Raw genomic sequence first — 13066 nt, forward strand, 5'->3', positions numbered from 1 at the left:
TAGAAACAATTATTTCTTTTCGTTAAATAAATTCAACTCTTTAATCCAGTTTGTTTTTCTTTCCAAAAGGAAAATGTCTACAAATAACAATAAGAATCCTAAACCAAGAAACCATTGAAACTGCGATTGAAAATCGGCCATTTGCGTAGCTTCAAATTCTGTTTTCTGGATGTTATTTAAAGCGTTTTTGATATATTCTAAAACCTCTTTAGTGTTTCCGCCATAAACATAACCGCCTTTTGTTGCTTTAGCGATTGATTTTAAGCCTTCCTGATTCAGTTTAGTGATAACAGTTTGCCCGTTTTGATCTTTTTGATAATTTCTTATTATCCCATTTTCTCTTAACGGAATAGTTCCTCCTTTTTCAGTTCCAATACCAATCGTAATGATTTTCATTCCTAATTTATTGGCTTCTTCCGCAGCAGCAGAAGCGCCTTCGGAATGATCTTCTCCATCAGAAATCAAAATCAATAATTTACTGGTTTTGCTTTTTTCATCGAAATAAGTAGATGATAATCTGATGGCCTCGTCAAGCGAAGTTCCTTGCGATGAAACCATATCCGGAGTCATACTTTGCAGGAACATTTTGGCAACGCTATAATCTGATGTAATGGGTAAAACCGGGAATGCACTTCCTGCATAAGCCACGATTCCAATTCTGTCGCTTCCAAGATTATTGATAATTTGCGAAACCAATTGTTTACTTTTCTCTAAACGGCTTGGTGCAACATCTTCTGCAAGCATACTTTTAGAAACGTCAACTGCAAAAACAATATCAATACCTTCACGTTTTACGGTTTCCATTTTAGTTCCAATCTTCGGATTTACCAATCCGATAATGATACAAGCAAGTGCCAAAAGTAAAACGGATAATTTCAATACAGGTTTAAAAACAGAACTTTCCGGGCTCAGTTTTTTCACCATTTCAATATCACCAAATTCACGTTGTTTTTTTCTTTTCCAATACAAATTGAAAAAGAAAATACACACCACAATTGGCAGTAAGAATAAAAGGTATAAATATTTTTTTTCGTCTAATTCCATATAATTTTTAAATTCCAAAAATTAAATTCCAAATTCCAATTTTACTGTGTCTGAAATTTTAATCTTTAAATTTCATTTTTTTGTTGTTTCTGCTTTTTTGATCCCTTTTTCGAAGTTCCATTTTGTTATTTGGAATTTAAAAATTGGAATTTTTTGATTTTGGAAAAATCAAATAAAGCTTCTGTAAACTGTATTTCTTAAACCAACTTCTAATAATAATAAAAATGCTGCGAGTAAAACAAAAGGTCTGTATTTTTCGTCGTAATCGTAGAATTTTAATTCCTGGATTTCAGTTGTTTCTAATTTATTAATTGCGCTGTAAATCTGCGCTAACCTGTCGTTGCTTGTGGCTCTAAAATAAGTTCCGTCAGTTTTACGGGCAATACTTTTCATCAATTGCTCGTCGATTTCTACTTTTTGATTTTTGAATAAAAATCCGCCATTTGGAGCGTATGCATATGGAGACAATGCCATTCCGTTACTTCCCAAACCAATTGTGTATACTTTTATTCCATATTGTTTAGCGATATCAGCAGCCGTTTCCGGCTCGATAAAACCGGCATTATTAACACCATCGGTCATTAAAATGACTACTCTGCTTTTTGCTTTACTGTCTTTAAGGCGATTTACTGCAGTTGCCAATCCCATTCCAATTCCTGTACCGTCCTGCAAAAGATTATCATATTTGATTTCTTTTATCGCCTCCAGAATAATTGGTTTATCGCTCGTTACCGGAGTTTTTGTGTAGGCTTCAGAAGCGTATAAAACCAACCCGATTCTGTCATTTGGTCTTTCTTCAACAAAATCTGCAGCTACTCTTTTTAAAGCTTCCATGCGGTTTGGCTTTAAATCTTTGGCAAGCATACTTCCTGAAACGTCAATTGCTATTACAATATCAATTCCTTTTGTAGTTTTCGTTTGATTACTGATGTCTACCGTTCTTGGTCTTGCTAATGCAATTATCAAAGAACATAAAGCAATAATTCTAAAAACGTATAGACAAGGTTTTGCTTTTGTCCAAAATGACTCGCTGTTTTTAAAGCCCTGAGTTGAACTCATTTTTAACGTAGCCGATTGCTGGTTGCGTTTCCAGAAAAACCAAGCAATTGCAATTGGAATTAAAAGAAACAACCAAAAAAATTCCGGATTTAAAAAAGTTATTTTATTCATTAGTTGGTCGCTTTTCTAAGTTCAACAGAATTTAAAATTCGGGTTGTAATATCGTTTGCATAAGTATCGCCTTCTTCGTGCAAAATCATGATTTGTTGCAATCCCTGATCTTGTTTGAATAATAAAATCTCGTAATATGCTTTTGCACTTGTTTTATCAACCGGATTTAAAAGTGTCATTGTTCCATATCCTTTTACTCCCTGAACACCTTCATTAGTCTGAAAATCTTCTTGTTTTACAATGATATTATGACCGCCCTGAGCTTCAATTATTTTTAAACTTCCTTCCAGCGCTTTTGCTAAATCAATATCAGTTGGAGTTTTAAATTTACTTGTTGAAACCGTGATATAAAAATTATCAATCATGCTTCCGTATGCAAAAAGCTGCATTTCCTTAATAAGGGCCATTGCCTCTTTTGGAAGTACTTTTTGAGTATCCATACGTTTTAAAACTTTTGGAGTTTCAATCAAAACACCTGGATTTCCGTATTCACTTTTTACCCATTCTCCTTCTAGTAATTCTTTGGTTTTATGACCAATTACATTATCTTTTACATATTTAAAACCTTTGGTCGTAATGAAAAAAGTTGTTGTTGCAGCCAATAAAAAGACAACTGTACCAACGGCAATTGCAATACGTTTGTTGCGCTTTTTCTGTAATTGCAGTTTAATTTGCTTTTGTCTTTGTGCTTCATTCAATAACTGATCTTCTATTTCCTCAGGTACTTCAGTTGGAATTGCGTTATCCAGCGTTAAAATTACTTTCTGTATTTTGTTTCTGTCATCTGTAATTTCAAAATCAAGCGGTTTAGATTTAGCAAATTTTACTAAATCGGCCTGACGTAAAACACGTTCCAGATTCTCAACTGTTTCTGGCGTTAAAGTCATTTTCTTCTTGGTAGAAGCAAGTCTTATTGCCTGAATTAATTCAGATGTTGTGCTTTCCATTGCCGGAATATGAATTGCTTCTTCAATATAATTACGGGCAATATCCGTCAATTCACTATAATATTCTTTAATTTCACCTTTTTGAACAAGCTCTTTTTGCTCCAGATTGTTTAGCAAACTTGTCGCTTTTTCAATTGGTGTTTTATAAACTTCTTCTTCGATTTTTTTCTGTTGGCGTTTTTTGACGAACCAATAAACAAAAACACCAATTCCGATAATAACAACTACAAGTAAAACATAAATCCACCAATCGCCAATACCATTATCAACAGCAGTAATGTCTTTGATGTCGTACATTTTTTGTTGTAATGTATCTACTTTAATGTTATTAACTTCAACTCGAATTGAATCGGTCGAAAAAGGTTTTTTATCAATTAAAATTTTAATGCTCGGAATGGTATATTTTCCCGAATCAAATTGCGTTAAACCATATTTTTTGATCAATTCATAAGTATCATTTTTCTTAACCGTATCAATTGGATAGGATTGAATCACTTCAAGCGGACCAATGTTTTTTAGTTTAGGAAAAACAACTTTCGATTTTGAACTCACAACCGTTTTAAGTGTCAACTTAAATTCGGCGCCAATTTTATTTTTTGTAGTATCAATGCTTGTCTCAATCTGCTTTTGCTGCGCAAAAATAGAGGAGGAAAGTAAAAATAAAAATATGTAAAACTTTAATTTCATTTGATTTTGTTTTCAGATTTTAGTCTAAAACGAATGCTTAAATATGGAACGCGGATGACGCTGATTTAAGCGGATTTTATTTTTGGAAATTTATTAAAACCTAATAATCTATAACCTTAGATGTCTCTAATTAACGAGACTTAAAATAACCCAATAATTTTGTCACGTAATTTTCGTCGACTCTTGTGTTTACAACACCGGCTCCGGATTTACTAAAAATATCCTTGAAATAATTTACTCTTTCCTGATAGTGTTTTTCGTAATTCATTCGCACTGATTTCGAGCCCGTGTCAACTAATTGAACTTTTCCGGTTTCGGCGTCAAGCATGCTGACCATTCCTAAATTTGGGATTTTTTCTTCGCGGATATCATAAACGCGAACTCCTGTAATATCGTGTTTTTTTGAAGCAATTTTTAATGTTTGCTCATAATTTTCAGACATGAAATCGGAAATAACAAAAACGATCGCTTTCTTTTTCTGGGTTCCTGATAAAAACTTTAAAGCAGCGCCAACATCGGTTTTGTTACTTTTTGGTTCAAATTCGATCAATTCACGAATGATTCTCAAAACGTGCGAACGTCCTTTTTTTGGCGGAATGTACAATTCAACATTATCAGAAAATAATATTAAACCAATTTTGTCATTGTTTTGCGTAGCCGAAAAAGCCATCGTTGCCGCAATTTCGGTGACGATGTCTTTTTTAAACTGACTTTTTGAACCAAACCCTTCAGAACCCGAGATATCAACCATTAACATCATGGTTAATTCGCGTTCTTCTTCAAAAACTTTTACGTGTGCTTCGTTATAGCGTGCGGTTACATTCCAATCTATGTTACGAATATCATCGCCATATTGGTATTGACGCACTTCGCTAAAAGTCATCCCGCGCCCTTTAAATGAAGAATGGTATTCACCGGAAAAGATATGATTGCTCAGTCTTTTGGTTTTGATTTCTATTTTCCGTACTTTTTTTAAAAGCTCTTTTGTATCCATTTGATTTGTTTAAAGTTTAAAAGTTTCAAGTTTCAAGTTTGCTTTACAACAACCTGAAACGTGAAACATTAAACAAATTTTTAAGGTACTTCAATCTCGTTTACGATTTTGTTGATAATGTCTACAGAAGTAATGTTTTCGGCTTCAGCCTCATACGTTATCCCAACTCTGTGACGTAAAACATCATGTACAACGGCACGAACATCTTCTGGAATTACATATCCACGACGTTTGATAAAAGCGTAACATTTTGCCGCATTGGCAAGGTTGATACTTCCACGTGGAGATGCTCCAAAACTAATAAGAGGTTTTAAGTCTGCCAGTTTGTATTTCTCTGGGTAACGAGTAGCAAAGATGATATCTAAGATGTATTTTTCGATTTTTTCGTCCATGTAAACTTCACGAACCGCTTCTTGCGCACGCAAAATTTGTTCTACAGAAACTACAGGATTTACTTTTTCGTAAGATCCTTTTAAGTTTTGGCGAATTACAAAACGCTCTTCATCAATTTTTGGATAATCAATTACGGTTTTCAACATAAAACGGTCAACTTGTGCTTCAGGAAGCTGGTATGTTCCTTCTTGCTCAACAGGGTTTTGAGTTGCCAATACTAAAAACGGACGATCTAGCTTGAAAGTGGTGTCGCCAATAGTAACTTGTTTTTCCTGCATCGCCTCTAATAGGGCAGATTGAACCTTCGCCGGAGCACGGTTAATCTCATCTGCAAGTACGAAATTGGCAAAAATTGGTCCTTTTTTAATAGAAAATTCATTTGCCTTGATGTTGTAAATCATCGTTCCGACAACGTCGGCAGGTAATAAATCGGGAGTAAACTGGATACGGCTGAAAGAACCTTGTACCGCTTGAGACAATGTATTTATCGCTAAAGTTTTGGCTAGTCCGGGAACACCTTCTAATAAAATATGCCCTTGCCCTAAAAGTCCGATTAATAGACGCTCGACCATATGTTTCTGGCCCACAATAACTTTGTTCATTTCCATTGTAAGAAGGTCTATAAAAGCACTTTCTCTTTCAATTTTTTCATTTATCGCTCTAATGTCTAAAGTCGTTGTATTTTCTTCCATATAAATATTTTTAAAACCTATTTTAAAACGCTGATTTTTATGTCTAACTTTTGAGAGTGCAAATTGAATATTTTTTGAGAAGTAAGATGTTAAAGAATGGTTAAAACTTCGACCAAAGACCTAATTTTAAGGACGAATTGTGAATCTATTTTTATATTTTTAAGAACTTTGGTCGATATGTTTTATTAAAGCATATTTATTACCAAAAATAACGCAATAAAACCATGAGCAAAACAGCATTATCACCCATAATTTCGGGTACTATGAATTGGGGGGTATGGGATAAAAACCTTACCACTAAAGAAATGGAAAACATGATACAAATTTGTATCGAAAACAAAATTACTACTTTTGATCACGCCGATATTTACGGAGATTATACCACCGAAGCAGATTTTGGAAAAGCATTTCACGCCAGCAAGATTTCACGCGAAAAATTACAGTTAATTACCAAGTGCGGAATTCAGATGATTGCCGAAAAACGTCCGGAGAACAAAATCAAACATTATGAATATTCGAAAGAGTATATTATTTGGTCTGTTGAAGAATCTCTGAAGAAATTAAAAACAGATTTTATTGATGTATTTTTATTACATAGGCCAAGTCCGTTAATGCAGGCAGATGAAATTGCAGAGGCTGTTGAGAAATTAAAATCGGAAGGAAAAATTATTGATTTTGGACTTTCAAATTTTACGAGTTCTCAAACCGAATTAATTCGCCAGAAAACAGAAGTGAGCTATAATCAGGTGCAGTTTTCTGCAACTCATTATGAAGCAATGACTGACGGAAGTTTAGATTATATGCAAACGCACAAGATTTGTCCGTTGTCGTGGAATCCGCTTGGAACTGTTTTTAGAGAAGACACCAAGAAAACACGTCGTTTAAAAAAATTACTTTCAGAATTGGTTCAAAAATATAGTTTTGGTTCTGATACACTTTTATTGGCCTGGATTTTAAAACATCCTGCTAAAGTTGTTCCAATTGCAGGAACTGTTAATGTTGCCAGAATTCAATCTTTGATGAAAGCAGTTGAATTAGAAATGGATAAAGAAGACTGGTTTGCAATCTGGACAGAAAGTATGGGCGACGATGTGCCTTAAATAATGCATTTCTGAAAAATGATACACTTAGAAAAATTTGATAAAAAACACTATACTGAATTGATAGATTCGGTAAAAAATGCAAAGGATTTAATGCAGTTTGGCGGCCCGGAATTTACTTTTCCCTTAACGGAAGAGCAAATTAATAAAACACTTTCTGATAAAAACAGAATTGCTTTTAGAGTTGCCAATTCTTCGGATGGAAGTACTATTGGACATGGTCAAATTTATTTTAATAACGATTCTGCAAAGCTGGGTCGAATCCTGATTATTGATCAAAACCAAAGGGGAAAAGGAATTGGAGAGCAAATGATAATCTTATTAGTGAAATTCATTCTTGAAAATAGAAAAGAAAGATACATTGAATTGAACGTTTTTGATTTTAATATTGGCGCAATAAAGTGTTATGAAAAAGTCGGTTTCAAAATGAATCCTGATAAAAAACTATTAAGAGAAGTTGATGGTGAAACCTGGACGGCGGTGAATATGGTGTTGAATTTAGAGGAATGGAATAATAAAAATTGAGAACTAAGAAATATTTGCCACAGATTACAAGATAAAAATGATTTTTTCATCTGTGAGAATCCTTTAATCTGTGGCAAAAAACAATAAATAAAATGAAAAAAACAGTTTTAATTACTGGTGCCACAAGCGGAATTGGAAAAGCAACTGCGCAAATAATGGCAAAAAATAACTATAAAATTATCCTTTGCGGAAGACGTAAAGAACGTTTAACAGAACTTGAAAAAGAACTTTCTGAATTTACAGAAGTACATTCGCTTTCTTTTGATGTTCGTGATAAAGAGGCTGTTTTTGAAAACATCAATTCATTACCGGCAGAATTTTCACAAATTGATATTTTAATTAATAATGCCGGAAATGCTCATGGTTTAGATCCGATTCAAACCGGAGATCTTGACGATTGGGACGCGATGATTGATATTAATGTAAAAGGTCTTTTGTATATTTCAAAAGCTGTGATTCCACAAATGACGGCTAGAAAATCGGGACATATTATCAATATTGGTTCAACAGCCGCAAAAGAAGTTTATCCGAACGGAAATGTGTATTGCGGAACAAAACATGCTGTTGACGCAATCACGGCAGGAATGCGAATAGATTTGAATCCGTATGGCATTCGCGTAGGCGCAATTCATCCGGGAATGGTGGCGACAGAATTTAGTGAAGTGCGTTTTAAAGGCGATGCAGAAAGAGCTTCGAATGTATATAAAGGATTTGATCCGTTGCAGGCAGAAGATATTGCAGATATTATTCATTTTGTGGTTTCAAGACCGTATCACGTAAATATTGCCGATTTGATGGTAATGAGTACGGCACAGGCATCGTCGACGATTGTTAAGAAAAATATTTAAGTTATATTTTCTGATTTTAAGATTAATTAAAGAAAGTTACAATATCCAAGTCCCAGAGGGACATCATATTTATAGATATTTATAAATTTATCCGATAGAACCCCAGCGGGGTGAAATATTTGAATGATTATATAGAAAGTCTAATATCGCTTCTCTGGAGCTTTTTATAGGGGGTGTTAATTAGCTATAAATATAATGCTCCGCTGGAGCATTATTATTGTCAATAAAATAATCTGGAATTTTAGACTTCTTAGAAAATTAGATTAATTTAGAAATCTGAAAGTCAATATTCTAAGAAGTCTAAAAATCTAAGCCAGTCTAACAATCTAAAAAGAATGATCAACAAACGTCTTTTAATCAAAAACTTACTCGCTCATAATGACGAGAGCAGTTTTTATGATAAAAAAAGACAGTTGAATTTGCATACACGCGAAGGAAAAGGAAAATTTTTGAAACACATTTGTGCGCTATCAAATTCAAACCCAACCAATAATTCTTATATCGTGGTTGGTGTAGAAGATCAGGACAATGAAATAGTTGGCGACGATTTCTTTGACGATAGCCGAATTCAGAATCTCGTTAATGCCTTTTTAGAAAATCCACCAAAAATTCAATACGAAAACGTCCCATTCCCAAATCTTCCAAAAGACAGAGTAATTGGATTGGTAACTATTAAACCTAAAAACAAAGTTTCTTATTTCAAAAAAGGAATTCATACCATTCTCCCCAATAGTGTTTTTATTAGGCGAGGCAGTAATTCTATTCCGTTTGAAGGTGAAGTAGAGAAAAATTACCAAAATACAGAAACTGTTATTGGAATCGAAAATAGTTCGCGCAACAGTATTCAATATACTCTTGACGGCGTTATCGATTTTATGAATTTCAGGCATAAAGACATGTCGCCCAAATATTATGTTTTTAAGGAATTATTTGTGATTTGCTGGGCAGGAGTTCCTAAAAAGTCCCGTGATAAAACTTTTCTTTCCCGCGTAGATATCGAATTAATCAACGAACAAATTAAACTTTTTTATTCCGCTCAGGATGTTGTTACAATTGTTTTTGATGATGATAGTTTTACAATAACCGAATATGTTCCGTTAGGATTAAATGATAAAACGAGTTATTATCCTCTTGAAGAGCAAACGATTCGGTTTTTTGATAACGGTTATTATAAAATCGATCGGAAAATGCTTTTTCAGCCTCCGGAATTCAACAGACCAATGCTTTTTCATATTTATAATTCGAATATGGCTTTGCTTCAAAAACTGCAAAAAGGTTCTGTTTTATCTGAACGGGAAGAAAAAGACTTAGAGAATCTTCCTTCGACTTTTATGATTTGTTATTTGAATGGATTTGATGATGCAAAACAAAAATTAATCGATTCGAAATTGCTTTTAAAGCCTTTTTCGCAAGTTTATTTATCTTTTAAAGAAGCATTGAGGATTTTGAGGAAGATGAAATATGATTTTCAGGAAGGTTCGAAATAAAGGTTCAGAGGTGCAAAGTTACAAAGGTTTTCTCGTAGAGACGCACAGCAGTGCGTCTAACTCAAAGTGATTATTTTTTGAATTACATCCAGATTTAGCCAAATTTGTTTTCTTCAATTATAGATATTTCAAATATTTACTGACTTTGTCATAAGGGAAAAGTATTTCTTTTGGACCATCAGCATACGAAGCGGCTTCGTAAGAGTTGTAATATAAAAGCAAACCTTCTTCTGTATAAAAAATATTTTGGGGGAGGTGAAATTTATCATTTTCGAACATTAAGCCAGTTGCATTAATATTTGACTTTGATGGAATTTTATATTTCTTGCGGAATTCCTTTTCGGCGAAAGCCTTAAATTCCTTTTCATTTTTAAAAATCTGATCATTAAAAATGGTTTTTCCAGTTTTCGGATTAAATAATAAAGAGCGATATCCCTGATATCCGTGAGCGCCTCCGGTAAAAGTGTAATGATCTAGTTTAATATTTATAATCTGGTCGGATTCAAATTCTATGTTTCCTTTAATTTTTCCTTCCCATCCAAATGTTTCGTTGGGGAATTTTTCATGCATTTCTTCGTAAGAAGCAATAAATGAAGCGGCCAATGTGTTGTAATCATTTAGTTTTAGAGGTTCTTCTCCAAAATAAACAATTTCTTTTATTACCAAAAAGAGTTTTTTATTTATGCTGTCTGCAACAACAGGAATATTTTTTGCAATAGGAATGTCAATCGTAATTTGTGGACAATCGATTTTACATGGTATGGTAGATTTTTTTTCAAATGTTTCATTTTCAAATGAAAGCCCCTTGTTACAACTAGTGAATAATAGAAACAAAAAGACTAAAAAACTATACTGTTTCATATCTAAAAGTGTTAATTATATACAAAGGTAAGAAGTTGTATCAGGATTAAAATAAATTAAACGGTAAATTTGTAATCTAAAACAGAGTTTAAAATACGTAACTATATGAAATTCAATACTAAAGTAATACATGGTGGTCAACATCATGATCCAAGTACAGGAGCTGTTATGCCTCCGGTATATCAAACTTCAACTTATATTCAAACAAGTCCGGGACAACCCTTGGGTGATTATGAATATAGCCGTGCATCGAACCCAACTCGTACAGCATTAGAGAATGCTTTGGCAAGTATTGAAAATGGTACTCGCGGATTGGCTTTTTCATCTGGATTGGCAGCAACAGATTGTATTTTAAGAGGATTTAAAGCCGGAGATGAAGTCATTGCAATGGATGATTTATATGGTGGAACTTATAGAATGTTTTCGAGAATTTATAAAGATTCAGGAATTAAATTTCATTTTGTTGATATGACTGATATTGCAAAATTGAAATCATTAATTAATGAGAACACAAAATTGATTTGGGTTGAAACACCAACAAATCCTTTAATGAAACTGGCTGATATTGAAGAAATTTCAAAAATCACAAAAGAGAAGAAAATTTGGCTTGCTGTTGATAATACTTTTGCAACGCCTTATTTACAAAAACCTCTTGATTTGGGAGCCGATATTGTAATGCACTCTGCTACAAAGTATTTAGGAGGACATTCTGATGTAATAGCGGGAGCTTTAATTGTAAAAGATGAAGCTTTAGGAGAACAATTGCATTTTCAGCAATTTGCAACCGGTGCAACTCTTGGTCCAATGGATAGTTTTTTGGTTTTAAGAGGAATTAAAACGCTTTCATTAAGAGTTCAAAGACATTGTGAAAATGGAGAAAAAGTGGTTGAATTTTTAAGTAACCATCCAAAAATCAAAACAGTTTATTATCCTGGATTACCGAGTCATCCGTTTCATGAAATTGCAAAGAAGCAAATGAAAGCTTTTGGAGGAATGGTTTCTTTTACATTTGTTTCTGGTAAAAAAGAAGATTCGATTGCGTTTTTAGAGAAATTGAAAGTGTTTACTCTGGCAGAATCTTTAGGTGGAGTTGAATCTTTGGCCAATCACCCGGCTTTGATGACACACGCTTCTATTCCTGCAGATAAGAGAGCCGAAGTTGGCATTACCGACGACCTGGTTCGATTGAGTGTTGGTATTGAAGATGCAGAAGATTTAATTGCTGATATAGAGCAGGCTTTAGCATAAAAATTATCACAAATAAAAAATCCCAAATTCCAATGTTAATCATTTTGGAATTTGGGATTTTTTTATTTTGAGATTTCTTTAAAATTCTAAATACATAATGTATCCTACGTTGAACCAAACCTGAGAATCGTTTGATTTATTTTCTTTATAAATATCTTTGTTTGGATTTAAACCATCAACCCAGTCAGAATTGAATCCTTGATAACGAATATCAAACATTAAATCGCTCATTTCGGTTAGTTTATAATGAACCCCAACTCCGGTAACTACAGATAGTACAACGCCGTTTTCGCTAGAAAAACCATAAGGGCGACCATCCGAAGGAGTAAGGTATTTTGCAAAAGTTGTTGAAGGAAGTCCTAATTGACCCAATCTTGATCCTACTTTTGTAGAATAATAACTTGCCTGAAATCCTAAACTTAAATAAGGACTAAAGCTGCCAACTGAGTTTTCGAAGTCATGAATTTTTATAAAAGAAAATTCTAATTGAGATCCAAGGTTTACTAAAGTTGTGCTTCCTTTCATCGCTCTTAGATGTTGGACAAGTCCCTTTTGTTCTTCTCTATCCACCCATTGACCATAATGCTCAAGATTGGTTTTGTTAAAAGATAATTCAGATCTAACTTTAAAATGTTCTGTAAAGAAACTTTCTCTGTTATTATTTGCAGAAAAGTTAATAAAGTGAACTAATCCTACACCAAAACCTGAGTTACCAACATTGGTTTTCATATCGTGGCGTTCTCCAAAATCAGATTGAAAAGATACAGGTCCGAATATTATTCCTACTTCTTGTGCTAAATCAGATTGAGCAAAGGCAGTTGTAGTGATTCCTAAAAAGGCGAATAATGTGAGTACTATTGGTTTAAGCATGTTGTTTGGGCTTTCAAATCTTGGCAAATATATAAAAAACATGTACGATTCAAAATATAAAATTAACGTATTAAAAAATAAGTAACAAAATACTTAATTTGTTAACTTTAATTGTGATGATTTGAATTAAATAGAGATGTGGTAAATGCTATATTTAGGAATGTTTGAAAATTATATAATTCACTCTTTAGAATTAAAAA

The 13066-nt window shown here is 33.4% G+C and carries 12 protein-coding genes; 5 read left to right on the forward strand and 7 right to left on the reverse strand.

Going from position 1 to position 13066, the window contains the following annotated elements; all coding sequences use genetic code 11:
• Positions 1-9: 9 nt before the first annotated feature.
• From ACZZZT_RS04155 to ACZZZT_RS04175, 5 genes are all read right to left on the reverse strand, one after another.
• On the reverse strand, positions 10-1044 hold the full coding sequence (locus ACZZZT_RS04155) for a VWA domain-containing protein (RefSeq protein ID WP_042565573.1): 1035 nt from the start codon (positions 1042-1044) through the stop codon (positions 10-12).
• A gap of 168 nt (positions 1045-1212) precedes the next feature.
• Positions 1213-2214 carry a vWA domain-containing protein gene (locus ACZZZT_RS04160; protein ID WP_463459507.1) on the reverse strand — a complete coding sequence of 334 codons (1002 nt, stop codon included), beginning with the start codon at positions 2212-2214 and terminating at the stop codon, positions 1213-1215.
• Positions 2214-3848, reverse strand: a complete 1635-nt coding sequence (locus tag ACZZZT_RS04165) for a hypothetical protein (protein ID WP_463459508.1) — start codon at positions 3846-3848, stop codon at positions 2214-2216. Before ACZZZT_RS04165 ends, ACZZZT_RS04160 begins: the two co-directional genes overlap by 1 nt.
• A gap of 130 nt (positions 3849-3978) precedes the next feature.
• Positions 3979-4842, reverse strand: a complete 864-nt coding sequence (locus tag ACZZZT_RS04170; protein WP_302093882.1) for a DUF58 domain-containing protein — start codon at positions 4840-4842, stop codon at positions 3979-3981.
• Positions 4843-4922: 80 nt separating this feature from the next.
• Positions 4923-5927, reverse strand: a complete 1005-nt coding sequence (locus ACZZZT_RS04175; RefSeq protein ID WP_007807095.1) for an AAA family ATPase — start codon at positions 5925-5927, stop codon at positions 4923-4925.
• Positions 5928-6151: 224 nt separating this feature from the next.
• Here ACZZZT_RS04175 and ACZZZT_RS04180 point away from each other — a divergent pair, with 224 nt between their 5' ends.
• From ACZZZT_RS04180 to ACZZZT_RS04195, 4 genes are all read left to right on the forward strand, one after another.
• A complete protein-coding gene (locus tag ACZZZT_RS04180; RefSeq protein WP_073397486.1) occupies positions 6152-7027 on the forward strand; it encodes an aldo/keto reductase in 876 nt (291 codons plus the stop codon).
• 18 nt (positions 7028-7045) lie between these two features.
• Positions 7046-7552, forward strand: a complete 507-nt coding sequence (locus ACZZZT_RS04185) for a GNAT family N-acetyltransferase (protein ID WP_463459509.1) — start codon at positions 7046-7048, stop codon at positions 7550-7552.
• 92 nt (positions 7553-7644) lie between these two features.
• Positions 7645-8400 carry an SDR family NAD(P)-dependent oxidoreductase gene (locus ACZZZT_RS04190; protein ID WP_463459510.1) on the forward strand — a complete coding sequence of 252 codons (756 nt, stop codon included), beginning with the start codon at positions 7645-7647 and terminating at the stop codon, positions 8398-8400.
• Positions 8401-8735: 335 nt separating this feature from the next.
• Positions 8736-9887, forward strand: coding sequence for a DUF5929 domain-containing protein (locus ACZZZT_RS04195; protein WP_463459511.1), 1152 nt, complete (start codon positions 8736-8738; stop codon positions 9885-9887).
• Between the two features lie 117 nt (positions 9888-10004).
• Here the strand turns inward: ACZZZT_RS04195 and ACZZZT_RS04200 are convergent, their stop codons facing one another.
• Positions 10005-10748 (reverse strand): DUF3298 and DUF4163 domain-containing protein, encoded by a 744-nt coding sequence (locus ACZZZT_RS04200; RefSeq protein WP_463459512.1) that lies wholly within the window; start codon positions 10746-10748, stop codon positions 10005-10007.
• Positions 10749-10853: 105 nt separating this feature from the next.
• Between ACZZZT_RS04200 and ACZZZT_RS04205 the strand changes: the two genes are divergently transcribed.
• Complete coding sequence (locus tag ACZZZT_RS04205; protein ID WP_463459513.1) at positions 10854-11996, forward strand: cystathionine gamma-synthase; 1143 nt, start codon at positions 10854-10856, stop codon at positions 11994-11996.
• Positions 11997-12074: 78 nt separating this feature from the next.
• On the opposite strand, the gene ACZZZT_RS04210 is transcribed toward ACZZZT_RS04205, so the two are convergent.
• A complete protein-coding gene (locus tag ACZZZT_RS04210) occupies positions 12075-12866 on the reverse strand; it encodes a THC0290_0291 family protein (RefSeq protein ID WP_042565574.1) in 792 nt (263 codons plus the stop codon).
• Positions 12867-13066: the final 200 nt, after the last annotated feature.

Source organism: Flavobacterium sp. AC274 (assembly GCF_979258275.1).